A 24,223-nucleotide genomic window follows, 5' to 3' on the forward strand; every position below is an offset into this window, starting at 1 on the left:
CGACCTGTTCTCGGTGCTGATGGGTGAGGACGTCGAGGCGCGGCGCTCCTTCATCCAGCGCAACGCCAAGGACGTCCGCTTCCTCGACATCTGAGTCGGCTCCGCTGACCGCCGCCTGAAAGGACTTCTGACCAGCAATGGCCGACGAAACCACCCCCACCGCAGAGAACGCCGAGAATGCCGCGGAGGAGCAGCCCGTGCTGCGCATCGAGCCCGTCGGGCTCGAGACGGAGATGCAGCGCTCCTACCTCGACTACGCGATGTCCGTCATCGTCTCGCGCGCCCTGCCGGACGTGCGCGACGGTCTCAAGCCGGTGCACCGCCGCGTGCTGTACGCGATGTACGACGGCGGCTACCGGCCCGAGAAGGGCTTCTACAAGTGCGCCCGTGTCGTCGGCGACGTCATGGGTACCTACCACCCGCACGGTGACAGCTCGATCTACGACGCCCTGGTCCGCCTGGCCCAGCCGTGGTCGATGCGCATGCCGCTGGTGGACAGCAACGGCAACTTCGGCTCTCCGGGCAACGACCCGGCGGCCGCGATGCGCTACACCGAGTGCAAGCTCATGCCGCAGGCCATGGAGATGCTCCGGGACATCGACGAGGAGACCGTCGACTTCCAGAACAACTACGACGGCCGCAACCAGGAGCCGACGGTCCTGCCGGCGCGCTTCCCGAACCTGCTGGTCAACGGCAGCGCCGGCATCGCCGTCGGCATGGCGACCAACATCCCGCCGCACAACCTCCGCGAGGTCGCGGCCGGTGCGCAGTGGGCGCTGGAGCACCCGGAGGCCACGCACGAGGAGCTCCAGGACGCGCTGATCGAGCGGATCAAGGGCCCCGACTTCCCGTCGGGCGCCCTGGTCGTGGGCCGCAAGGGCATCGAGGAGGCGTACCGGACCGGTCGCGGCTCCATCACGATGCGCGCGGTGGTGGAGGTCGAGGAGATCCAGAACCGCCAGTGCCTGGTGGTCACGGAGCTCCCGTACCAGACCAACCCCGACAACCTCGCGCAGAAGATCGCGGACCTGGTGAAGGACGGCAAGGTCGGCGGCATCGCCGACGTCCGTGACGAGACCTCGTCGCGGACCGGCCAGCGCCTGGTGATCGTGCTGAAGCGCGACGCCGTCGCCAAGGTCGTGCTGAACAACCTCTACAAGCACACCGAGCTGCAGACCAACTTCGGCGCGAACATGCTGGCGCTGGTGGACGGCGTGCCGCGCACGCTGTCGATCGACGCGTTCATCCGCCACTGGGTGACGCACCAGATCGAGGTCATCGTCCGGCGCACGAAGTTCCGCCTGCGCAAGGCGGAGGAGCGCGCCCACATCCTGCGCGGTCTGCTCAAGGCGCTGGACGCGATCGACGAGGTCATCGCCCTCATCCGGCGCAGCAACACGGTCGAGATCGCGCGCGAGGGCCTGATGGGCCTCCTGGAGATCGACGAGATCCAGGCGAACGCGATCCTGGAGATGCAGCTCCGCCGCCTCGCGGCCCTGGAGCGGCAGAAGATCGTCGCCGAGCACGACGAGCTCCAGGCCAAGATCAACGAGTACAACGCGATCCTGGCCTCGGAGGAGCGTCAGCGCACCATCGTCAGCGAGGAACTGGCGGCCATCGTCGAGAAGTTCGGCGACGACCGGCGTTCCAAGCTGGTGCCCTTCGACGGTGACATGTCCATCGAGGACCTGATCGCCGAAGAGGACATCGTCGTCACGATCACGCACGGCGGCTACGTCAAGCGCACCAAGACCGAGGACTACCGCTCGCAGAAGCGCGGCGGCAAGGGCGTGCGCGGCACCAAGCTGAAGCAGGACGACCTGGTCGACCACTTCTTCGTCTCCACCACGCACCACTGGCTGCTGTTCTTCACGAACAAGGGCCGGGTCTACCGGTCCAAGGCGTACGAGCTGCCGGACGCCGGCCGCGACGCCCGCGGGCAGCACGTGGCGAACCTGCTGGCCTTCCAGCCGGACGAGAAGATCGCCCAGATCCTCGCGATCCGCGACTACGAGGCGGCGCCCTACCTGATCCTGGCCACCAAGGGCGGCCTGGTGAAGAAGACGGCGCTCAAGGACTACGACTCGCCCCGTTCGGGCGGCGTCATCGCGATCAACCTCCGTGAGATCGACAACGGCGCCGAAGGCATCGCCGACGAGCTGATCGGTGCGGAGCTGGTGTCCGCCGAGGACGACCTGCTGCTGATCAGCAAGAAGGCGCAGTCGATCCGCTTCACGGCCACCGACGACGCGCTGCGCCCGATGGGCCGCGCCACCTCGGGCGTGAAGGGCATGAGTTTCCGGGAAGGTGACGAACTGCTCTCCATGAACGTGGTGAGGCCGGGTACGTTCGTCTTCACCGCGACCGACGGCGGCTACGCCAAGCGGACGCCGGTCGACGAGTACCGCGTCCAGGGCCGTGGCGGTCTGGGTATCAAGGCCGCCAAGATCGTGGAGGACCGCGGATCGCTCGTCGGGGCGCTCGTGGTCGACGAGAGCGACGAGATTCTCGCCATCACGCTCGGCGGTGGTGTGATTCGTACGCGCGTCAACGAAGTCAGGGAGACCGGCCGTGACACCATGGGCGTCCAGCTGATCAACCTGGGCAAGCGCGATGCCGTGGTCGGCATCGCCCGGAACGCCGAGGCCGGTCAGGAAGCTGACGAGGTCGAGGCCGACGAGAACGACACCGAGGTGGCCGACGGACAGGCCGCCGAGGCCGCCGAGGGCACGCAGCCCTCGGCCGGGGAGCACGAGGAGTAAGTCGTGAGTGGAGCCACGGGCGCCGGACCGGCCAAGACTGGAGCGAACGGTGCCCGTGGCCCTGCCGCGGACTCCCAGGGGGGAACCGTGACGGACACCCGAGGTCCGAAGCCGTCGGTCGGTGCGGACGCCGGCCAGGACGAGCCCGCACAGCCGTACCACCCGCCGCAGGCCTATCAGGCGCCCTCGGGCCCCGCGACGGCGCAGGGCGGCACGGGAGCGGGCGCGCAGCGCAAGCCGCGCACGGGGGTCCGTACGGCCCCCCGCACGCGCAAGGCACGGCTGCGGGTGGCCAAGGCCGACCCGTGGTCGGTCATGAAGGTCAGCTTCCTGCTGTCGATCGCGCTGGGCATCTGCACGATCGTGGCGGCGGCCGTGCTGTGGATGGTCATGGACGCGATGGGCGTCTTCTCGACCGTCGGCGGCACGATCAGCGAGGCGACCGGTTCGAACGAGGGCAACGGCTTCGACCTCCAGTCGTTCCTGTCGCTGCCGCGCGTTCTGATCTTCACATCGGTCATCGCGGTGATCGACGTGGTGCTGGCGACGGCACTGGCGACGCTGGGCGCGTTCATCTACAACCTGTCGGCGGGCTTCGTCGGCGGTGTGGAGCTCACCCTCGCCGAGGACGAGTAGGCCCTCCGCCCGGGCGCCCGCGACGGGTCGGATGACCTGCGCAGACGCCTCCGGACAACGGATTTTGGCCTGACCGGGTCTGTGCGCTAATCTTCAGGAGTCAGCGCGCAGCGCGGATGGGGCTATAGCTCAGTTGGTTAGAGCGCATCCCTGATAAGGATGAGGCCACAGGTTCAAATCCTGTTAGCCCCACAGTGTCGAAGACCCCCAGGCCAAGGCCTGGGGGTCTTTGTCGTTGGGTCAGTTGGTGGACCCGCAGGTCACCGATCGGTATCGGTCGGTGTGTATTGTTGGGCGCCAGAAGTCCCCTACGTCAACGAAAGACGAGGTCGCGCGGTGAAGAAGCTGCTCCTGGTCGCACTGGCCGCCATCGGCGGGCTCCTCGTGTACCGCCAGATCCAGGCGGACCGCGCCGAGCAGGACCTGTGGACGGAGGCAACTGACTCCGTGCCCTCTGGTTCCGGTGTGTGAGACCCAAGGCTGATTCATGAAGCCCCGGCTGCCGCTGCGGCCGGGGCTTTGTGCTGCTCTGTGACGAAAAATTCCGTTATGTAAAGATTTGGCTTGCGCGAGCAAAGTCGGGGTGGGCGTGATGGTTCGGGGACGGACGACAGCGTGGGCGGCGGCCCTGGGCCTGGTGGCGGGAGCGCCGGGGGTCGCGTACGCCGAGGGGGCCGCGCCCGGCCCCCTGCCGGCCTACCGGGCCGCGGACGGCGCCAGGGCGATCGAGGGCAAGCCCTCCACGGCCGACGCCCCGAAGATCGAGGCCGGGAACGTCTACCAGGACACGCTAGGGCCGGGGGAACGCCTGTACCGGCTCGTCCTCGACAAGGACGGGTCCGACGTCTACGTCTCCGCCGTGGTCCGCCCCGCGGCGGGCGCGAAGGTCTCCGGCGGCGACGGCATCGACGTGGAGATCATGACCACCGCCGGGCGCCCCTGCCCCCGCAGCGCCGGCCGGGCGAACTTCGGCTACGACCCGTACCCGATCGGCGCCGCCGGCGTCCGCCGGGGCGCCGAGGACGAGGACTGCGCGCCCGCGGGCGTGTACTACGCCAAGGTCACGCGGACCTCGGCCAAGGGCTACGACCAGAGCCCCTGGCCGCTGGAGATCAAGGTCCAGCGGGAGCCCGGCCTCGGCGCGGGCGGTCCCACCGCCGCGCCCAGCACCTGGCCCTCGGGCGCCCCCGTGCTGCCCGGCACCGAGGCGGTGCCCCGCAGCGGCGGCACCGGCTTCAACGACGCCCGCGCCCTGGGAGCCGGTGTGTGGCGCGACGAGATGCGGCCCGGGCAGACCCGCTTCTACCGGATCCCGCTGGACTGGGGGCAGCAGCTGGGCCTCGGCGCCGAACTGGCCGCCGCGAAGATGACGAAGACCTACGGTTCGGCCTCGGGCGGGCTCACCGTGTCCCTCTACAGCCCGTACCGGGGCCTGATCTCAGACAAGGACACCTCGTACGACGGCAAGCAGGCCGGGATCACCCTGGAGAAGACCCCGCCCGTTGCCTACGAGAACCGTTTCGCAGGTGACGCGAGCGTGAAGCCGGTCTCCGTCGCGGGCTGGTACTACGTCGCGGTGACCATGGGCGCGAAGGTCGCCGAGTTCACCGAGGACGCGGCGCCCGTGCCGCTGACCCTGCGCCTGGACGTCACCGGCGCGCCGGCCAAGGCGCCCGCGTACCAGGGGAGTCCGGCCGCGGGAGGCTTCGGCGTGGGCGACGAGGACCGGGCCGCGGCCAAGGAGGGGCTGACCGCCCCGGAGGCCGCCGAGGCCGCCGAGCGGCACTCCACGATGCGGATCGTGGCGGGCGCCGGATTCGGCACCGGGACCGTCCTGCTGCTGGTGCTGGGCGGCTGGACGCTGCTCGGGCGGCGGCGGGGGCGCGGTCCTACAGCTGTGTGAGGGCCCAGACGCCCACCGCGAAGCAGAGCAGCGCCGCGGCGAGCAGGGAGGCCACCGCCTTCGCCGGGGGCGGGGCGATCCCGCCGCCCGCCCGGACCGGCGCCCCGGCGGGGGCCGAGGGGACCGGCGCGGTCGCCGCGGTCGGCGGCGGCAGGTGGAAGCTGCCCGTCTCCGAGGGCCCGTACGCGGGCACCTGAGCCGGGACGGCGGGGACGGGAACGGCGGGAGCGGCGGGGGAGGCGGGAGCGGCCGGATACGGGGCCGTCGGCGCGGGCAGGGCCACCGGGGTTGTCCGTGCCGTACCGCGCGGGTCGGTCCGGACGGGCTCGGCGGGCACCGTCACGGAGGCGGAAGCCCCCGGCGCCGGAGCCTCGGCGGCGGGCGCCCGCGGGGTCGCGGCCGCCGTGCTCAGCGGGCCCTGCGGGCCGAATCCGGGTGGCAGCGGGCCGAGTTGGTCGAACACCTCCACCGGATCCTCGTCCGGGGCGGGCGGCGGCAGCAGCTCCACGGCCTCGGCAAGGGCCTTGCGCGCCCCTGTGGCCGTCCGGAAGCGGCTCTGGGGGTCCGGCTGCAGGAGGCCGGCGATGACGTCCCAGAGGGGGGCCGGAACGCCTTCGGGGGCGCCCGGGGTGCCGTGGGCGAGGAAGTGTTCCACCAGGGCCTGGGAATCGGGCTTGCGGCCCTGCAGGAGGTAGAGGGCGACCAGTCCCACGGCGAAGAGGTCGGCGGGGAAGTCGGGCTCGGCGCCCAGGAGTTGCTCGGGGGCGAAATAGCCCGGCGTACCGACCACGTAGTCGGTCTCGGTCAGCCGCGGCTCGCCCTTGCGCATGGAGATGCCGAAGTCGGACAGCCGCAGGTGCGGCCGCCCGGTTCCGGTGGCCTCCATCAGGATGTTGGCCGGTTTGATGTCGCGGTGCACCACACCCTCCGCGTGCACCGCCGCCAGTCCCGACAGGAGCTGGTCGAGCAGGGTGCACACGAAACGGGGCGGCAGAGGTCCGTAGTCCCCGATCACATGGGCGAGCGAGCCGCCGCCGACCAGGTCCATGGTGAAGAGGACCTTGTCGTCGTCGGCCGCCCAGCTGGCCGGCGCCAGTACGTGCGGATGGTCGATCCGCAGCGCCTGCTCCCGTACGAACCGCAGGAGCGTGTGGGCGTCGCTCTGCAGGAGGACCTTCGCGGCGACGTAGCGGCGACGGCGGTGGTCCCAGGCCCGCCACACGGCACCCGCGCCCCCGCGTCCGATCGGATCGATCAGCTCGTACCGACCGGCGAAGACCTCACCCATCGCTGTGCCCGTCCCCCGTCACCCGTTGTCCGCCTCGTGCGTGTCAGTTCTGGTGGGCCTCGTAGTGGGCGACCGCGTCGGCGGTGCGGCCCGCGCCGTACACCCGGAGGAACTCTGCCAGTTCCGGGTGGCTGGGGGCGAGGGTGTTCGCCGCGTCGATGATGTCGCCGGCCGCGGAGACCGAGCGCAGCAGCGACTGGATCTCGCGGACGACCCGCTTGACCGTGGGTGCGCCGGAGCTGGTGGTGGTCTGGCCGCTGTTGCTGAGGACGGATCCTCCCTGGGTCTTCTTGATCTCGTCCATCCGGTCGGTGGCCTCCCCCGCGCTGACGCTTCCGTCGGCCACCTGGCCGGCGAGATCCTGGAGGGCCTGGACGCGCTGGACCACGGCCGGGTTCCCGATCTTGGCTCGCTGGCCGCTCATCAGCTGGGACAGCATGGGCGCCGACAGTCCGAGGACGGCAGCGAGGCGGGCCTGGTTCAAGCCGAGGTCATCTATGAGCCGGCGGAAGAGCGCTCCCAGCGGCTCCCCGTACCAACTGCGCTGAAGCTCTCTGGCTCTGGCCGTGGCCTCTTGTTGTACTGCGTCCACTCTGACTACTCCCCTTCGCTGGTGCGAACCTCGCGAGCATCTTACGGAGAGTGGTCGCACGGCGGGAGTCCCTATCATTTTGCGAGATGAGGGGGTAGACCCGGTACTCTGTTCTGCGGAACGACCACACCTCCCGCACGGGAGAGGTGCGTCCACTTCCACGGGGCCTTAGCTCAGTTGGTAGAGCGCTGCCTTTGCAAGGCAGATGTCAGGAGTTCGAATCTCCTAGGCTCCACTCCTCAAATGCCCTCCGACCTGCGGAAACGCAGCCTCTGAGGGCATTTTTCATGCCCGCCGGGGTTCGCCGAACCAGTGGCCCAGGGCGCCGGCCAGGGAGCCGCCGTCCGGGGCCCAGGCGATGTAGCCGTCGGGCCGGACGAGGACGGCGTCCCAGGGCAGCGGCCGGGCGGCCGTCGCGGACACCGTGCGCACCGCGTGGGTCCAGCCCGCGCCCTGCTCGCCGTGGGCCCGGCCGGCGTCCCCGAGCAGGAGCAGGACGGGACGGCCGGGCAGCAGCAGCCGGGTCAGGTCGGTCGGGCCGTCGGCGGTGGTGAGCGGCAGGTTCGGCAGGAACCGGCCCTCCCAGCGGGAGCCTCGTCCGGTGCGCGCGGGGTACACCGTCTCCTGGGCGCTGATCACGTGGCCTACGTGGGTGTTCACCGCGTCGATCGCGAGGAGTTCGGCGACGAGGTCGCGCAGGGGGTCGAGCCCGGGGTCCGGCCGCATCAGGGCGAGCTGGGCCCGGGTGTTGTCGATGACGCGCCGCCCGGCCGGCCGGCGTTCGGCGTCGTAGGTGTCGAGCAGGTCCTTGCCCGCGCTGCCCGCGAGGGTGTGCGCGAGCTTCCAGGCCAGGTTGAGCGCGTCCTGCAGACCCAGATTGAGGCCCTGCCCGCCCACGGCGAAGTGGACGTGGGCGGCGTCGCCGGCGAGGAACACCCGGCCCTGGCGGTAATCGCGCACCAGCCGGGCGAAGTCGCTGAAGCGGGAGAGGAATCGCGGGTCGGCCATCGGCACGCGGTGGCCGAGGACGCGCTCGGCCTCCTCGCGCAGCTCGTCGAGGGTGAGCGGGGCGTGCCGGTCGGGGTGCGGGCCGCGGAAGTCGATCGTGATGAACCGGCTGTGCCCGTACGGGGAGACGCCCGCGACCGTCCAGCCGCGCGGGGTGCGGTGCCAGCCGTACGGCACGCTCTCCGGGTCGGTCAGCCGTACCAGGCCGAGCCGGGCGGACACGGTGGCCGGGTGGGTGTCCACGGCGAAGCCGAGCCGTCGGCGCACCGTGCTGCGGGCGCCGTCCGCGCCGACGGCGTACTCGGCGGTGAACTGCCGGACACCGTCCGGCCCCTGGGCGGTGACGCGGACGGCGTCGGGTCCCTGGACGATGCCGGTCACGCGGTGTCCGCGCAGTACGGTGACGCCCCGTTCGCGGGCCCGGTGCTCGAAGTCCCGTTCCAGTTCGGCCTGGGAGCGGCCGAGCACGGGTCCGGGCTCGGTGGCGGGGGCGGTGATGGCGAGTCCCGGCATGCCCGCGAAGTGGAACGCGTCGGCACGGCCGCGCCCCAGCAGGTCCTCGGTCGCGACGGGCACGGGCAGATGGCCGCGCCGGGCCAGACCCTGCGCGGTGCGGGCGTGCAGGGTGCCGGCCTTGGGCCGGTCGACGGTCCGCGGTTCGGCTTCGAGTACGACGGTGGAGACGCCGTGGTGCCCGAGCTCGGCGGCGGCGAGCATCCCGACGGGGCCGCCCCCGACGACCAGGACCTGGGTGTGGGTCACGCGGTGCTCCTGGCGGAGTCGCCGCGGAGCAGGGTGGCGATCACGGCGCACAGGACGGCGCAGACCGCGGCGAGTCCCCACAAAACGGTGTGGAAGGCGGAGTCGTAGGACCGGGCGAGGAAGTGGGAGAAGCCCTCGGTGTCCACGGCGCCGGACAGTTCGGTGGCCCGGGCGAGGTCACCGCCGGCCGCCCGGTCGGCGACCCGGTCCGCCTGCGCGGCGCCGGCGTATCCGCCGATGCCGTCCTCGACGCGGGAGCGGAGCACGGTCGCGAGGACCGATCCGTACACCGCCACGGCGATGGCCTCGCTGCCGAGCCGCAGGGTGTTGAGGAAGCCCGCCGCCATGCCCGCCTTGGCCGGGTCGACCAGTTCCAGGGCCTGGCCGTCCACGAGCCCCGCCGACAGGCCCATGCCGGCGCCGGTGACGAGCATCGGCAGGGCGACGACGAGGATCGTCGCGCCGGGCGAGAACAGCGTGAGCGCCAGGTCGCCGGCGACCAGGCAGGCGAGGCTGACGTGGACGAGGGTGAGGGCGGGGACCCCGCGGGTGACCAGCTTCGCGGCGAGCATCGGGCAGACCAGCACGGGCGCGGTGAGCAGCAGCATGATCAGCCCGGCCGCGCCGCTGTCGCGGCCGGTGGCCGCGGTCAGGTAGCTCGGCAGGTACGTGAGCATCGTGACGAACCCGAAGGACGCGGCGACCGGTACCAGGCACAGGCCGACGAAGCGCCGGTTGCGCAGCAGGCTCAGGTCCAGCACGGGGTGCTCCCGGCGGTTCTCGACGGCGGCGAAGACCGCGAGGACCACGACCGCGCCCGCGAACAGCCCGAGGACGCCCGGGCTGCCCCAGCCCCACTGCGAGCCCTGCACGATGGCGGTGGTCAGCAGCACCATGGCGACGACGAACAGCGCGCTGCCCGGTACGTCGACGCGGAGCCCGCTGCCGCCGTCGGCCGGCACGGCCCTGGCGATTGCGGGCACCGCGAGCAGGACGAGGAGCAGGGCGGCGGCGTGCACCGCGAACACCCAGCGCCAGCCGAGGCCCTGGACGAGCGCGCCGGCCAGCGAGGGGCCGACCGCCACCCCGACGCCCGCGACGGTGCCGAACAGGGCGAAGGCCCGGGCGCGCGCCGGGCCGTCGAAGACGGTCGCGATGATCGCCGCGCCGCAGGAGAAGATCGCGGCGCCGCCGATCCCGGCGAGCGCGCGGGTGGCGTCCAGCCACAGCACGTCGGTGGCGAGCGCGCCGCCCAGCGAGGCCACGGCGTAGACGCCGGCGCCGGCGGCGAAGGCCTTGACCCGGCCGACGATGTCGGCGACGGAACCCCAGACGAGGGTGAAGCAGGCGAAGGCGACGTTGAAGGCGTTCACCACCCACTGCAGGGGCGCGAGGGCGGCGTGGGTGTCGGCGCCGATCCCGGGCAGTGCCACGGCCGTGCCGGAGATCGACATCGGGACGACGAACACCGCGAGGAGCACGGCGGCCAGGGTCGCCGTGCGACCCGGCGGCCCTTTCGGCCGCACCGGTGGCGGGGCCGACGACGTGGTCTGCGTACGCATGGGGCACAACTCCAGGCTCGGCCCGGCCGGCTGACGGCCAGGTTCGGTTTTGATCGAACCTTAAGCTGGCACAGGAGGGAGGTATGATGCAAGCCGTACCTAAGGGAGGAGGGCACGATGCCCGACGAGGACGGCCACCCCTCGCTGGCGGAGATGAGCCTGCCGGCCGTGCTGAACGCGCTCTCCGACCCCCTGCGCTACGCCGTCGTGAGCGAGCTGCTGAGGGAACCGGCCGGCGCGGCGCGCACCTGCGCCTCCTTCAACCTCCCGGTCTCCAAGTCGACGACCACCCACCACTTCCGGATCCTGCGCGAGGCGGGCCTGGTGCGGCAGGTGGACCGGGGCAACAGCCGGGCGGCCACGCTGCGCCGCGCGGACCTGGAGCTGCGCTTCCCCGGCCTGCTCGACCTGATCGCCGCCGACCGCTGAGGGCGCGCCGGCCGGCCGGGACCTGCCTGGACCTGCCTCGACTGGCCTGGACCGGCCTGGACCGGCCTGGACTGGCCTGGACCGGCCTGGACCGGCCTGGACTGGCCTGGACCGGCCTGGACCGGCCCGTCGGCCGGAGGTCAGACGACGGCCGGCCGGCAGCTGAGGCAGCCCCGGAACCCGGCGGCGGAGGCCTCGTCGGCCGAGGTGAAGGGCACCTCGTGGCGGGCGGTGATGCGGCGCGCGTGTGCGCACGTCGGGTAGCAGAAGATCCGCGTGGTGCCGCTGCCCAGGAACCGGGCGCCCGCCCGCACGAACCGCTCCACCCGCTCGGCGTCCACGCCCTCCCACTCCCGCAGCCGCCGTTCGAACCCGGCCGGCAGCCCGCAGTCCGCCGGGAGCCCGTCGTCCGTGCACAGCCGGTGCGCCGGCACGAGCACGGGGACGGGGTTGGCCCGGACCGCCGCCAGGACCGTCTCGGGTGCGAGACCCGGCATTCCGGCCTCGCGGGCCAGCCAGGCCGCCGGACGGAGCTGTCCGAACGGGATGGCCCGGGTCGCCTGCAGGACGGCGCGCTGTTCGTCGGCGAGCGGCCCGAATTCGTAGCGCAGGGTCCGGTCCCGGCCGCGCAGGGCCCGCGCGAGGCCCGGCGGGGGCTTGACCCCGGAGAGCGCCGACCGCCGGGTCCGCGCCCGGTACGCGTCCTCGAACGCCCGGTCGTCGGCGTACCAGTCCGTGGCGGCGGCGCCGGTCACCGCGCCCCGCCCGTGGGCGACGTAGAGGGGGCCGACCGGGGAATCGGCCCGCACGTAGCAGTCGTAGCGATGTGCCGGAACGCCGGCGCGGTCCAGCACGCGTGCCGCGAACCCCGCGGGTGCCGCCTCGCGCAACGTGTCCAACTCGTCCGGCAGTCTCATCCCGTCGCCTCCTTCCTTTCCGTCCGGGCCGGTTCGTGTGCCGTCTTCGCCGTCGTTCCCCCGGCCGCCCCGGCCGCTCCGTACGTCCTGCGGTCGGCGGCCAGGCCGGGCTCCGCGCGCAGGGCGGCGAGCCCCCGCGACACCTGGGCCTTCACCGTGCCGACCGGACAGTCCAGGATCGCGGCCACCTCCTGGTAGCTCAGCTCTCCGATGTGCCGCAGGACCACGGGCAGCCGGTGGTGGTCCGGCAGCCCGGACAGTGCGGCCACCAGCCGGGCCCGGCGCGCCCCGTCGAGCGCGCGCTGCTCCGGCCCGGGGGAGCCGTCCGGGATCTCGATGGCCGTCACCTCGATGCCGTCGGCGACGCCGGGCCGCCGGCTCAGGGTGCGAACGTGGTTGCGCCACACGTTCGCGGCGATGGTCAGCAGCCAGGCGCGCGGCTGGAGCTGCCCGCGGCGCTCGGGCGGGTACTCGCGCAGGGCGGAGTAGGCGCGCAGGAACGTTTCCTGGCCCAGGTCGTCGGCGTCCCGCGCGGAGCCGGAGAGACGCAGCAGGACGGAACGCACGGTGCCGGCCTGGGTGCGTACGAGTTCGGTGAACCCGTCGTCCAGGTCGGTCGCGAGCAGTTCCGTCAGCGGGAGGGTCGTCTCGTCCATCCTCCTTGTGAACACCGGGCCGCGTGAGAACGTTGCACCTCACGGAAAAATTCTTTTACTTTGCCTGCCATTCGCATTCGGTGCGATATCCGGTTCCCTTTATGTCATCCGCATATCGGGCGCGCCGGTGCGATCTTCCCGGGCGCGGCGGAGATCGTGTTCGAGTGAGATCGCGGCGGACTGGCTATTTCTCGCCACTTGGCCGGTATTCGAGGGATTTCGAAAGCCGGAGGTACAGGGGGTGCGATGTGACCGGTTCGGAACAGAGGGGGCGAGCCCCTTGACCAGTGGTCGCACCGCGAAGCTAGAGTTGCGAACGAGTTGTGGGCGCTCATCCGGGTCGCTCACGGTTCGGGTTGTTCAAGATCCGTCGAGGTCTCGGGGGAGGCGTGGTGGCGACCGTTCTGCACACAGCAATGGAAAAACGATTCACAAGACGTTCCCTTGCCGCCTTCCTTTCGGCCGTTCCCGTATTCCGGGCATGATGGCGAATCGTGTCCGCGGCACGGCGACCGCGGACGAAGACTTAAGCAGCGGCAGTTGGTCGTTCGGAGAACGGCTTCTCTCGTTCCGGGGTCGGGAGGGACTGACCCAGCGCGAGCTGGCGGAACGCGCCGGGGTGAGCGTGCGGGTCCTGCGGGACATCGAGCACGGCCGCGTGCACCGGCCCCAGACGCGGACCGTGCGGCTCCTGGCCCGTGTGCTGGGCCTCGACGCGGACACCGCACGGCAGTTGGCGCCGCCCGCGCGTGAGCCCGCACGCCCGGGGAGCGAGCGGCTCCACATCGGCATCCTCGGTCCGCTGTCCGTCCGGTACCGCGGTGTCGAGACCCACGTCCACGCGGCCAAGGTGCGGCGCCTGCTGGCCCTGCTCGCCCTGCGGTACCCCGAGGCGGCCGGCCTGGGGGAGATCACCCACGCACTGTGGCCGAAGGACCCGCCGCGTTCGTACCAGAACCTGGTGCACACCTACGTCAGCCAGGCGCGCCGGGTGCTGCTGCTCCCCGGCGGCCAGGCGGGGGCACCGGCTCCCTCGTTCCTGGCGCGCACGCACACGGGCTACGTGCTGGAACTGGAGCGCGACCAGGTCGACCTGACCCAGTTCCAGGACCTGTGGGCACGGGCGCGGCAGGCGCACGGGGCCGGGGACGCGGAAGCGGCCCACGAGCTGGCCGAACGCGCCTACGGCTGCTGGCGCGGCCCGCTGCTGGCCGGCGAACCGCTGCTGCCGCACCATCCCGCCGCCATGGCGGCCGCCCGGCAGCGGGTGGAGAGCCTGCTGCTCTACACGGACCTCTCCCTGCAGGTGCGGCGGCCCGAGCGGGTGCTGGGGGCCCTGCGCGGTGCCACGGAGGAGGAACCGCTGCACGAGGGACTCCAGGCGCGGCTGATGCTGGTGCTGGCGAGCTGCGGGGAGCAGCGGGAGGCCTTGAAGATCTACTCCGAGGTGGCCCGCGGACTCGACCGGGAGCTGGGCGTCCAGCCGGGTGACGAACTGCGCCGCGCCCACCTGCGGATCCTGCACCAGGAGCTGCCGTGGCCGCGGACGGGACCGACGACCGCGTGGGCCGCGTTCGACGTGCCGGCCGCGCCCCGGCCGGCCGCGTCCCCGCCGAGGCCCCGGCCGTCCCAGACACCGGCCGCCAGCACGGGCTTCGTCGGCCGCGCCGCCGAGCTGAAACGGCTGGACCGGCTGCTCCTGCCCACCGGCGAGCGGGTCGGGCAGGTCCCGGCCGTGCTGGTCACGGGCTTTCCCGGGGTGGGCAAGACGGCGCTGGCCGTGCGCTGGGCGCACCGGGTGCGCGAACGGTTCCCGGACGGGCAGTTGTACGTCGACCTGCACGGGTACGCCGACCGGCGGGCGCTGCACCCGCAGGAGGTCCTCGCCTCGTTCCTGCGCGCCCTGGGCGTCCCCGACGGGGAGCTCCCCCGGTCCCTCGACGAAGCCGCGAACCTGTACCGGACCCTGCTGTCGGACCGGCGGATGCTGATCGTGCTGGACAACGCGCGCGAGGAGAGCCAGATCCGTCCGCTCGTTCCGGGCGCGGCCGGCTGCGCGGTCCTCGTCACCAGCCGCGACACCCTGCCGGGACTGGTGGCCCGGGACGGTGTGCCGCGGCTCGACCTCTACGTGCTCGGTGAGGACGAGGCGCTCACCCTGCTGTCCCGGCTGCTGCGCAGCGGGCGGGTGGATGCCGAACCCCTGGCCGCGCGGGCGCTGAACCGGCAGTGCGGAGGTCTGCCGCTGGCGATCCGGCTGCTCGCGGCCCGGCTGGAGGAGCATCCCGGGGTCGGGATCGCCCAGCTCTGCGTGGAGTTGCAGGAGGCCGGGGCGTTCCGGGAGCTGCCGGTCGAGACCGACGACCTGTTCACCGCGGTCCACGCGGCGTTCGAACTGTCCTACGTGTCCCTGCCGGAGCCCCTGCGCCGCTGGTTCCGGCTGTTCGCGCGGACCGAGGGACGGCTCGTCAGCGGCTACGCCATGGCGGACCTGGCGGGGACGACTCCGCTGGAGGCGACGCGCGCACTGCGCCACCTGGTCGGCGTGAGCCTGCTCCGGGAGTGCGCGCCCAACCGGTTCTCCCTCCCCGCTCCGCTGCTGCGCTATGCGCGCAGACTGGCGCTGCGGGAGGACGCGCAGTGCCCGCTGCGGTCGGTGTGACCGCAGCGGGGCGCAGGCAGGCGGCCGGGTCACCCGCCGAGTGCCAGCCGGACCGCGAAGAGCCCGAACACGGCGGCGGTGAGGCTGTCGGCGATCCGCAGCACCCGCGGTGAGCGCAGGTGCGGTGCGAGCCGGTGGACCAGCCTCATCCAGGTGAGGAGCCAGAGCAGGCCCAGGGCCAGGTAGCAGGCGGCCAGCAGCGGGACCCCGGTCTCGGGGGCCATGCCCGCGGGCACGAACTGGGGCAGGAAGGCCATCAGGAAGATGCCCACCTTGGGATTGGACCCGGTGCACAGCAGGCCCTGCCCGAAGGCCTGGCGCACCGAGGGGCCGGCCTTGCCGGCGGCTCGTCCGGATGGCGGGGGGCCGGCGGGCGGTTCACCGGTCGCGTGCGCGGGGACCGTGACCGTGGCCTGGGGCGACGGCGCCGGCGACGGGGCCTCGGCGCCGGCCCGGCCGGTGGCCCGCCGCAGGGCGAGCACGGCCCAGCCGAGCAGTACGACCGCGCCGGCCCAGCGGAAGGCCGCGAAGAGCCCGGGGCTCGCCGCGAGGAGCGCGGCCAGCCCGGCCGCGCCGAGCCCGGCCTGGACGGCCCCCGCGGTGATCATGCCGAGTGCGGCGGCGGTGGCCACGCGGAGGGAGCCGTGCAGCACCAGGTTGGTGATCATGACGAGGTCGGGCCCGGGCGTCATGATCACCACCAGGGAACTGATCAGGAAAGCGGCGGTGTTGATCGCTGCTCCTCGATGGAAAGCAGGCGTTCCGCGGCCCGGACGGCCTCGTAGTCCCGCTGGATCTGTTCGGCGTCGGGGTGGGCGAGGATCACGAATCCGAAGTTGAGGCTGTCGACCAGGTCCCGGGTGGCGGGGACGTGGTCGCCGTCGGTCAGGTTCTGGATCGAGAAGTGGTGGCTGGGGAGGTCGCGGACGCCGTCCAGGGCGGCCGTGCCGCGGACGGTTCCGGAGCGGGGCGCGATGTGGAAGACGCACATCTGGTGGACGAGCAGCTCGTAGCCCTGCGGGAGTTCGCCCCCGGTCAGCCAGCGCACGGTCCGGTCGATCTGGCTGTCGCCGGTGGCGTTGCGGTTGAACCGCGGCTGGCCGCCGCCGTGCGGCCGGGCACCGAGCTCGATGAGCAGCGGTCCTTCCGCCGTGCCCATCACCTCGACGTGGGCCGAGCCGAAGCGCAGGCCCACCGCGTCCAGGACGCCGAAGACGTACTCCGTGAGGCCGGGCAGGGCCGGATCGTCCGGGGGGAGCCAGCGCATGGTGTCGTAGACGGCCATGTGCGGACCGTTGTCGACCTTGCGGTAGGCGCACACGTCGACCACGGCGTGCTTGCCGTCGTGGCTGAAGGTGTCGATCACGTACTCGGTCCCGGTGACGAACTTCTGGACCAGGAGCCGGTCGTCGACCTCGCCGAACTGGTTGACCCGGCCGAGCTGGCGCGCGAACACCGCCCGCCAGTCCGCGCCGCCGGCCAGCTTGATCACACCGTCGGTGCTGGCGCTCTTGGGCGGCTTGACGACCAGGTCCGCCCCGGCCAGGCCCTCGCGCTCCAGCCAGGCCGCCACCTCGTCGGCGTCATCGGTGCAGAGCTGCGGGATGACCGGCAGGCCGGCCGCAGCGACGGCGGCCGCCATGGCGCTCTTGTCCCTGCGGGCATCGGCGAGTTCGGGTACGTTGCACCGCTCGGGCGTCACGAGCGGGGCGAGCCGTTCGGCCAGTTCCACCCCGGACTCGCAGCCCGCCACGACGCAGCGCGGGTCCAGCGCCCGCAGCCGCTCCGCGACGGCCTCCAGGTCGCCCTCGTAGACGATGACCTCGGGGAAGTCCTGCGGCCGGTAGGAGCCGGCGTAGGCCTCCGGGGGGCGGGGGCCGGTGACCACCGCCACCGCCGGGACGCCGTGGTCGGCCAGCGTCCGGGCGAACAGGGCCCCCGAGGAGTACGGGTCGACGATCACACAGGGGCCCTGCGGTGCGTCCGGGATCCGTTCAGCGCTCGTCACGGCCGGCCGCCTCTCCGGCCGCCAGGGCGGCCACGGCGTCGCAGTAGCGCGCGAAGAACTCTCCGGCCGGCTCGCTGATCCGGCGGGCGCGCACCGGGGCGTGCACCATCCCCTCCTCCATCACGTACGTCACCGGCGTGCCGTTCTGCCGCAGTCGGGCGGTGTACTTCTCGGCGTCCACGCGCAGCGAGTCCATCTCGCAGCCCACCACGTACGCGGGCGGCAGGTCGTGGAAGGTGCCGGTGAGCAGCGGTGAGACGTACGGGAGTTCCGCCTGTCCGGGCTCGGGGCAGTAGCACGCGGTGTAGAACTCCATCTCCCCGCCGGAGAGCAGGGGGGCGTCCTCGCCGCCGTGCCGCCACCGGGTGAAGTCGAGCACCGGGCTGATGACCGCCTGGCCGCGCAGCCGGGGGCCGCCCCGGTCGCGGGCGATCATCGAGAGGACGACGGCCATGTTGGCCCCGGAGCTCTCCCCGCAGAGCACCGCGCCCTCGGGGTCGATGCCGTCGAGCCCGAGCCCGGGCAGGTCGGCCAGCGTGCCGCACAGTCCGGCGTAGCAGTCCTCCAGCGGGCCGGGGTGCGGGTTCTCCGGGGCCATGCCGAAGTCGAGGGCGATCGCCACCAGGCCGGTGCGGTCGGCGAGTTCGGCGACCAGGCTGTGGTGGCTGTGGAGGGAGCCGATGACGAAGCCGCCGCCGCGTATGTAGAACAGCACGGCGTCGCCGGTGCGCCGGGCCGGCTCGTAGATACGGATCCGGGCGGTCCGCCCGCCGTGGGTGACGCTCGCGTCCCGGTGGCTGACGCCCTCGGGCACGGGGATCGGGAGGACCTCGGTCAGCCCGTCGTACAGGGCGCGCTGTCGTTCGACGGGGTAGGTGTAGAAGTCCGGCGGCAGGGCGCCGTCGACCGTCTTCACGAAATTCTCGATGCCGTCTGCGTAGGCCATGGGCAGCTTCGCTCACTTCCGGATCACGGCGTGCCGGCGAACCGCGGCACGGGGGAGGGGGCTCAGGGTGTTTCGGCGGGCGTCGGCGCGGCGGCCGGCTCGGCGTCCGCGGTCCGCTGCTGCTTGTCGGCGGAGGGTTCGGCCATGCCGATCAGGGTGACGGCGACGGCGACGGCGGTCAGTGCTCCGCACAGCCACCACACGGAGGCTGCCGAGGCCTGCCAGGCCGCGATGCCGATCACCGGGCCCACCGCGTAGCCGATCTGCATCGGGAAGGCGGAGGCCGCGATGTAGCGGCCCCGCAGGTGCGCGGGGGCGACCTTGCCGGGCCAGGCGGAGGCGGTCGGGGTGCCGATCATCTCGCCGACCGTCCACACCACCGTCGCGATCACGAACATGGCCATGCCGGGACCGGCCACGTACAGGTTCATGCCGACGCCGACCAGGCCGACGCCCAGCGCGACGGCGAACCGTCCCGGGAGGTGCTGCACGTACTTGGTGAACAGCAGTTCCAGGCAGATGACCATCGCCGCGTTCAGCGAGAGCAGGGCGGAGTAGAAGGTCGGTCCGTGGCCGTCGGCCTTGAGCTGGAGCGGCAGCGCGGAGGTGTGCTGGATGTAGACGACGGCGTTGAGGAACAGCGCCAGCAGGAACAGCAGGTAGCGCCGGTCGCGGAGTACGGCCAGGTACGACGCGCCGTCGGCCTGCGGATCCCGGGCGCCGGGCCCGGGGGTGGTGCCCGTGCGGACCAGGACCAGGGCGAAGAGGGCGAAGCCGACCGAGGTCACCGCGTCGATATAGAACATCAGGTCGTACGAGTAGCTGATGAGCAGGGCGCCGAGCAGCGGGCCCGCGGTGGTGCCGAGGTTGAACGCCATGCGGTAGACCGCGAACACCATCACGTGGTGTTCCTCGGGGGTGGCCTCCACCAGCAGTGCCGAGGAGGCGGGCCGGTAGGCCTGGGCGGCGATGCCGATCACGGCGGCCACCGTGATCAGCACGGGCAGGCTGTCGAGGTAGACCAGGCTGAGGGTGAGCAGGCCGGCGAGGGCCATGGAGCCGACGATGGTCCACGCGTAGCCGACCCGGTCCGAGATCGAGCCGCCCGCCAGGACGCCGACGACCGAGCCCACCCCGTACGCACCGAGGGCGAAGGCGGCCGCGGACGTGCTGAAGCCCTTGTCGGTGAGGTAGAGCACCAGGTAGATCTGGAGGAAATTGCCCAGCCGGTTGATCAGCATGCCGACCAGGACCAGCCAGATCGGTCCCGGGATCCCGCGCAGGGTCTGTACGACGGACGGCCGGGCGGCCTTGCGGCCCTCCGGAGAGTCGTGTCCGGTGTTCGTCACGGAGCGGGTACCTCCGCCGGGCGGGAGTCGAGCTCCACGATCTCGGGGGCGCTCAGCAGGGCGGCGCGGGCCTGCTCGACCGAGTCGGCGAGGGCGATCACGCGGGCGTAGCGGGAGATGTAGCCGCGCGGCGGCAGACGCAGCACCGCGCCGGGACCCGCCATCGCGTCGGCGCTGTGGACACCGGCCGGGAAGCGGTCCTCGTGGACGGTCACGGCATCGATCTCGATGTCCTCGTCCGGGTACAGGAAGGCTATGGCCGCGGCCTTGCGGTGACGGACCTCGGTGTCCGGGCGGACCCCCGCGGCGGTGTCCGCCGCCGCCATCGCGACGTCGACACCGGTGGCCAGCTCCCCGAGGTAGGGGATCATGTCCCCGCCGAGGCGGGCGTTGACCTCCATCAGGCGCAGTCCGCCGGCGGTGATGCGGAACTCCGTGTGGCTGACGCCGGTGTGGAAGTCCAGCGCGGCGTGCGCGGACCGCAGTGCCTCCAGCAGCCCGGGATCGGTCAGCAGCGGGTCGGCCCCGTCGACCTCGTGACCCGTCTCCTCGAAGAAGGGCGCCAGGCCGACCTGCTTGCGGGCGACGACGAGCGGAACGCACTCCCCGTCGAAGAAGACCGCGTCGACGCTGATCTCGGGGCCGTCGGCGAACTCCTCGACGAGCACCGACACGTCGAAGACGGGAACACCGGGGTAGGAGGCGCCGGAAGCCGCCCGGTAGGCGCTCTCCACGTCATCGGGGCCGTCGGCCTTGCGCACGCCCATCCCGCCGGCCAGCCCGCGCGGCTTCAGCACGACGGGGAAGCCGATCTTCTCCGCCGCCGCGCGGGCCTCGGCCAGGGACCGTACGCCGATCGAGGCCGGCTGCGGCACCCGGGCGCTCTCCAGCGCGGACCGCGTGGCGGCCTTGTCCCGGCAGGCGATGACGGACTCGGGGGAGTTGCCCGGCAGCCCGAGCGCCCGGGCCACATGCGCGGCGGGGGTGACGAGCCCCTCGTCGTAGCAGAACACACCGGCCACGGCGTGCTCGGCGGCCACCTGCCGGGCGGCCGCCGTCAGCGCGTCCGGGTCGGTGTTGTCCACGAGCGTGGAGCCCACGACGTACGGCTCTTCCCAGCTCACCGGTGCCGGCTGGAGGAGCCATAACGCGTAACGCGTGCTCACCGTCCGCAGAATGAACTCCCTGCTGCGCTGACCGCTGCTTCCGATCAGCAGCAGAAGCGGCTTCCCGTCCCACGCCATGGTCCACACTCCTCGTTCGTCGTGATGCCTTCGGCCGGTGCGCCGCCACCTGTAGAACACCGGGTCGGTGCAGGCCGTTGCACCCGGCGCCGGATGTCCGGCGCCGGGTGCAACGGGATGGGATCAGACCGCCGCACCCGGGCGGGCGAGTTCGGCCGACAATGGCCGGTACTCACGGCTGGTGCGGCCGCATACGTCGGCCGGGGCCGCCGCGGCGCGGGCGGGACGGTCGGGGAAGACCGCCGTGACCCGGTTACCGGTCCGCACGGCCGGGATCTCGTTGCGCAGCCGCGCCGCGGACGCCTTGCGGTCGTGCCAGGGGCAGATCAGCCGGCCGGCGTCCGGTGTCACACCGGCCAGGTGGAGCGGGCCGCCGCGGTGGGGGCACTGGGCGTTCATCACGAAGCCGCGGCCGCCGACCGTGGCGTACACGTAGGCCGTCCCGGAGACGACCACGCAGTTCTCCCGCCCCGCGACAGGGAAACTCACTACAGGCATTTGCGGTAATCCCCCACCGAGTGGATCTCGTAGACACACTCCTCGGACAGAATGTCGGCGCCGTGCAGCCGGTTGCGCCGGATGACGACGCCCTCTCCCGCCTCCAGCGTCAGCGACGAGCCGAGCCCGCTCTCGAAGCGCATGGTTCCGGAGACGATGTGGCAGAGCTCGTCGCCCTCGTGGCAGTGCGTGTTGGAGAGCTCGTTGAAGGGCTCGACCAGGTGCGCCACCGGCGCCTGGACCCGGCCCTCCTTGATGGCCTCGTAGACGGGACCGTGCAGCTTCTTGAGCTCCGGCTGGTCGTCCATCCAGGAGATCTGCGCGACGAAGTCCTTGTCGGCGACCTCCAGGAGCACCCGGTACTCCTCGATGCCCCGGACGATCTCGGGGATGATCCCCTCGCCGTGCGCCTCGATGAGCGGCGCGATGATCTTCTCGCGCGCCATCCGGCCGTGGTGCTGGTCGATGTGGACGTGCTCGGTGAAGTAGGTGGTGTCGACGGAGTCGCCGAAGACGCCGTGCAGCAGGCGGTCGGCCCGCCGGCAGAAGTCCACCAGCGAGCTCTCGGTGTAGAACAGGGCGCCGACGTAGCGGAAGAACAGCTCGTGGTTCTTGCCCAGGTAGTGGAAGTAGTTGTTCAGCAGCAGGCTGCTGTTGAGGTAGTACTGCCAGTACCGGTGGAGGTCGGACTTCAGGCCGACGGACTCCAGCGTCCTCTCGAACAGGGTGCTGTGCTTGGTGTCGTGCACCCCGTAGCCGTACTCGTCGATGACGACCTTGAACCACTCGGACTGGACCGGCCCGTAGTAGCCGAGGACGTTGCGCATCATCGGCGACGCCTCGGACAGGAAGTCGGGGGCGAACTGCACCAGCCACATGCGGGCGGCGCGCGCGGGGTCGGCGGAGCCGGTGACGGCCGCCTCGATCGGTGACAGCTCCTCGCCGCCGCCCATGTCGAGCGAGTCGAGGTAGCTGTCCAGGCTCGCCCTGGTCCACTTCCCGGACGTCTCGACCTCGTCGTCGAGGAAACCGAAGGCGTACCGCTCCAGAGCCGGGCGTATCCGCTCGCCGAGCGCCCGGTTGGCCGGGCTGTAGAACGCGCGGAAGTCCTCCTCCTTGCCCTCCAGGCCGGACTTGGGGAAGAACACCAGGTCCGCCTCGTAGACGGAGGTGAGCAGGCGCTGCACGGCCAGGCTCGTGTAGTCGAGGATGTTCTCCCGGCCCGGCACCTTGTCGAAGTCGAGGTGCGGCAGGACCTGCGGGCGCAGCTGGCGACGGTAGGGGTTGTCGTCGTTCTGCCAGTCCGGGTTGTCGAGGAAGACCGGGTTGGTGGCGTACTGCACGATCGCGTCGCGCAGTTCGGTGCCGCTGAGTTCGAACGGGACGTGCTGCGGTACGTGACTCATTGCGTTCTCCTTGGTCCGGATGCGCAGGAGGTACGGCCGGCGGCGCGGGGTGGGTCCGCCGGGGGTGTCGGTCGGACGTCAGACGTGCACGCTGAGGGAGAAGTCGCTCCACCGGAGCCGGAGCGGGACGCTCTCGCCCGCCTTCACCTGGACGGACTTCTCCAGCGGGACCCAGCCCTGCATCCAGTGCGACCGGGTGTTCTCCGGGGAGTTGGTCAGTGTGGTGCCGACCGCCATGTCCAGCTCGAACCAGACGACCAGGGCGTGCGCCTCCCCGTCGGTGCCCGCGGTGAGGTCGACCTGGCGTTCGTCCGGCTCCAGGGGGTCCTCGGCCAGGTCGAACTCCACGACCGTGGCGGTCTCGGACAGGAACCGGTGGGGCCAGGTGCTCAGGCGCACCGGGAGGTGGCCCCGGGTGGACAGCGTGTTCATCAGCGAGACGTCGAAGCCGCCGGCCGTCGTGACCTGGTTGAGCCGCAGGATGTCCTCGCTGCTGACCAGCCGGCCGAGGATCCGGGCGGCGGAGGGGAACATGATCCCGCCGGGCTTCAGCAGATGCCGGCGCGCGTGCCGGACCGACGGCAGCAGGCCCTCGCCGATCAGCCCGCAGTCGACGATCTCCGAGACCAGTACGTCCACCGGGCCGTCGAGGTCACGGCCGGACTCCAGCGAGGTCGACGGCTTTCCGATCACCGTGATGACGTCGCTGAAGCCGTGGGCGTCGATCACCTGCCGGGCCACCTCCGCGAGCAGCGGATTCATCTCGCAGGTGATGACGCGGGCCGCGCCCGCCCGGGCCGCCGCCATGGCGAGCAGCCCGCTCCCCGAGCCGATGTCCAGCACGGTCGCTCCGGAAGGAATGCCACGAGCCAGGGCGCCGGCCAGGGCGTCATTGCGCTCGGTGTCGTTCAGCATCGCGAAGTGCCAGCGGGGAACGGTTCTGCGGGCGATCCGGGTGAAGACCTCGGAGTCGGTGGACGGACGGCCCGCGGGTGTCGTGAGCAGTGCGGACGCCTGCTCGGCGATGTCGTTCATCTCCTGCGCCAGCGATTGCAGGGACGCGGTGATGAGCCGGTGCTGAGAGCTGTTGAGCGACAGGCTCGGACCGTCGGGTCCGGGATCGTGCCCTGATGTCGCGACCTGTGCGCCCTGGACGTGCTGCATGTTCGCCACCGCTCCTCACGTTGGACCGCCCGATCAGCCGTGGTGCACGACGGCTCGTCAAGATCGGCGCTCCGTCGCAAGGCGACCGTACGGAAGCCCGGTGGTGCGGAACTTCAGCGGAACTCCAGCGCGAGCGGCGGTTCTGCCGGGGGCGGGCGCGCCGGACGGGGCGCTGACCCGCGGGAACCGCTAGTTCCGCCGGTCCGCTGGAACGGGGCGGCAGAAACCGGGTCCTCGGACCGGTTGATTCCGCCGCCTTCCGGTATAGACATCCGACGACTCCCAGGCCCTGTCGTCGAAGTGCCGTCGGCCCGCGACGCCACTTCGACGACAGGACCTAGTCTTCTGAGTCTTGAATTCTGTGTAGATGTGTAGGCTTGGTCTATGGCGGGGATGGGGCGGCCGAAGGCCGAGTTGACGTTGTCGGACGA

Annotated in this window: 20 protein-coding genes and 2 tRNA genes; 8 read left to right on the plus strand and 14 right to left on the minus strand. The window is 71.9% G+C overall.

The annotated features are described in order from the left end of the window. The first annotated feature begins 137 nt into the window (after window positions 1-137). The 5 genes from gyrA (at window position 138) to ACFY04_RS42630 (ending at window position 5,301) form a co-directional block, all read left to right on the plus strand. The gene (gyrA, locus tag ACFY04_RS42610; protein ID WP_389126388.1) at window positions 138-2,762 is read left to right on the plus strand and encodes a DNA gyrase subunit A; all 2,625 of its coding nucleotides are present in this window, start codon (window positions 138-140) and stop codon (window positions 2,760-2,762) included. An 87-nt stretch (window positions 2,763-2,849) separates the two neighbouring features. Then, window positions 2,850-3,398 (plus strand): DUF3566 domain-containing protein, encoded by a 549-nt coding sequence (locus ACFY04_RS42615; RefSeq protein WP_389126389.1) that lies wholly within the window; start codon window positions 2,850-2,852, stop codon window positions 3,396-3,398. A gap of 118 nt (window positions 3,399-3,516) precedes the next feature. After that, window positions 3,517-3,590 (plus strand) — tRNA-Ile (locus ACFY04_RS42620). Between the two features lie 144 nt (window positions 3,591-3,734). After that, on the plus strand, window positions 3,735-3,869 hold the full coding sequence (locus ACFY04_RS42625) for a DLW-39 family protein (RefSeq protein WP_208809277.1): 135 nt from the start codon (window positions 3,735-3,737) through the stop codon (window positions 3,867-3,869). Between the two features lie 121 nt (window positions 3,870-3,990). Then, window positions 3,991-5,301, plus strand: a complete 1,311-nt coding sequence (locus ACFY04_RS42630) for a hypothetical protein (RefSeq protein WP_389126391.1) — start codon at window positions 3,991-3,993, stop codon at window positions 5,299-5,301. Here ACFY04_RS42630 and ACFY04_RS42635 read toward each other — a convergent pair. After that, the gene (locus ACFY04_RS42635) at window positions 5,288-6,589 is read right to left on the minus strand and encodes a serine/threonine-protein kinase (protein ID WP_389126393.1); all 1,302 of its coding nucleotides are present in this window, start codon (window positions 6,587-6,589) and stop codon (window positions 5,288-5,290) included. The genes ACFY04_RS42630 and ACFY04_RS42635 overlap by 14 nt on opposite strands. Before the next feature lie 43 nt (window positions 6,590-6,632). Then, window positions 6,633-7,181 (minus strand): transcriptional regulator, encoded by a 549-nt coding sequence (locus tag ACFY04_RS42640; RefSeq protein ID WP_030012999.1) that lies wholly within the window; start codon window positions 7,179-7,181, stop codon window positions 6,633-6,635. Window positions 7,182-7,343: 162 nt separating this feature from the next. Between ACFY04_RS42640 and ACFY04_RS42645 the strand changes: the two genes are divergently transcribed. Continuing rightward, a tRNA-Ala gene (locus tag ACFY04_RS42645) sits at window positions 7,344-7,416 on the plus strand. Between the two features lie 50 nt (window positions 7,417-7,466). Here the strand turns inward: ACFY04_RS42645 and ACFY04_RS42650 are convergent. Together ACFY04_RS42650 and ACFY04_RS42655 are read right to left on the minus strand one after the other, a co-directional pair. After that, window positions 7,467-8,951, minus strand: a complete 1,485-nt coding sequence (locus ACFY04_RS42650) for an FAD-dependent monooxygenase (protein ID WP_389126394.1) — start codon at window positions 8,949-8,951, stop codon at window positions 7,467-7,469. Beyond that, complete coding sequence (locus ACFY04_RS42655) at window positions 8,948-10,513, minus strand: MFS transporter (protein ID WP_389126396.1); 1,566 nt, start codon at window positions 10,511-10,513, stop codon at window positions 8,948-8,950. The genes ACFY04_RS42650 and ACFY04_RS42655 overlap by 4 nt, the downstream gene beginning before the upstream one ends. A 117-nt stretch (window positions 10,514-10,630) precedes the next feature. On the opposite strand from ACFY04_RS42655, the gene ACFY04_RS42660 reads away from it, so the two are divergent. Beyond that, window positions 10,631-10,942, plus strand: a complete 312-nt coding sequence (locus ACFY04_RS42660; RefSeq protein ID WP_389126397.1) for an ArsR/SmtB family transcription factor — start codon at window positions 10,631-10,633, stop codon at window positions 10,940-10,942. Between the two features lie 140 nt (window positions 10,943-11,082). Here the strand turns inward: ACFY04_RS42660 and ACFY04_RS42665 are convergent, their stop codons facing one another. Both ACFY04_RS42665 and ACFY04_RS42670 read right to left on the minus strand, forming a co-directional pair. Continuing rightward, complete coding sequence (locus ACFY04_RS42665; protein WP_389126398.1) at window positions 11,083-11,859, minus strand: MGMT family protein; 777 nt, start codon at window positions 11,857-11,859, stop codon at window positions 11,083-11,085. Next, complete coding sequence (locus tag ACFY04_RS42670; RefSeq protein WP_389126399.1) at window positions 11,856-12,515, minus strand: RNA polymerase sigma factor; 660 nt, start codon at window positions 12,513-12,515, stop codon at window positions 11,856-11,858. The genes ACFY04_RS42665 and ACFY04_RS42670 overlap by 4 nt, the downstream gene beginning before the upstream one ends. A 484-nt stretch (window positions 12,516-12,999) precedes the next feature. Between ACFY04_RS42670 and ACFY04_RS42675 the strand changes: the two genes are divergently transcribed. Next, window positions 13,000-15,177 carry a BTAD domain-containing putative transcriptional regulator gene (locus ACFY04_RS42675; protein WP_389126408.1) on the plus strand — a complete coding sequence of 726 codons (2,178 nt, stop codon included), beginning with the start codon at window positions 13,000-13,002 and terminating at the stop codon, window positions 15,175-15,177. A gap of 29 nt (window positions 15,178-15,206) precedes the next feature. Here ACFY04_RS42675 and ACFY04_RS42680 read toward each other — a convergent pair whose 3' ends face one another. The 8 genes from ACFY04_RS42680 to ACFY04_RS42715 form a co-directional block, all read right to left on the minus strand. Next, window positions 15,207-15,869, minus strand: a complete 663-nt coding sequence (locus tag ACFY04_RS42680) for a LysE family translocator (RefSeq protein ID WP_389126400.1) — start codon at window positions 15,867-15,869, stop codon at window positions 15,207-15,209. 20 nt (window positions 15,870-15,889) lie between these two features. Continuing rightward, a complete protein-coding gene (locus ACFY04_RS42685; RefSeq protein WP_389126401.1) occupies window positions 15,890-17,185 on the minus strand; it encodes an ATP-grasp domain-containing protein in 1,296 nt (431 codons plus the stop codon). Beyond that, window positions 17,172-18,131, minus strand: coding sequence for an alpha/beta hydrolase (locus tag ACFY04_RS42690; protein ID WP_373037415.1), 960 nt, complete (start codon window positions 18,129-18,131; stop codon window positions 17,172-17,174). The genes ACFY04_RS42685 and ACFY04_RS42690 overlap by 14 nt, the downstream gene beginning before the upstream one ends. A 62-nt stretch (window positions 18,132-18,193) precedes the next feature. After that, window positions 18,194-19,480, minus strand: coding sequence for an MDR family MFS transporter (locus ACFY04_RS42695; RefSeq protein WP_389126402.1), 1,287 nt, complete (start codon window positions 19,478-19,480; stop codon window positions 18,194-18,196). Then, entirely contained in the window at window positions 19,477-20,724 is a 1,248-nt protein-coding gene (locus ACFY04_RS42700) for an acetyl-CoA carboxylase biotin carboxylase subunit family protein (protein WP_389126404.1), read from the minus strand. The genes ACFY04_RS42695 and ACFY04_RS42700 overlap by 4 nt, the downstream gene beginning before the upstream one ends. A gap of 123 nt (window positions 20,725-20,847) precedes the next feature. Then, window positions 20,848-21,213: a Rieske 2Fe-2S domain-containing protein gene (locus ACFY04_RS42705; RefSeq protein ID WP_389126405.1), complete on the minus strand. Its 366-nt coding sequence runs from the start codon at window positions 21,211-21,213 to the stop codon at window positions 20,848-20,850. Then, the gene (locus tag ACFY04_RS42710; RefSeq protein WP_389126406.1) at window positions 21,213-22,628 is read right to left on the minus strand and encodes an iron-containing redox enzyme family protein; all 1,416 of its coding nucleotides are present in this window, start codon (window positions 22,626-22,628) and stop codon (window positions 21,213-21,215) included. Before ACFY04_RS42710 ends, ACFY04_RS42705 begins: the two co-directional genes overlap by 1 nt. 78 nt (window positions 22,629-22,706) lie before the next feature. After that, a complete protein-coding gene (locus ACFY04_RS42715; RefSeq protein WP_389126407.1) occupies window positions 22,707-23,792 on the minus strand; it encodes a 50S ribosomal protein L11 methyltransferase in 1,086 nt (361 codons plus the stop codon). Window positions 23,793-24,223: the final 431 nt, after the last annotated feature.

This window comes from Streptomyces sp. NPDC001549, from assembly GCF_042894025.1.
GTDB classification, from domain to species: Bacteria; Actinomycetota; Actinomycetes; order Streptomycetales; family Streptomycetaceae; genus Streptomyces; species Streptomyces kutzneri.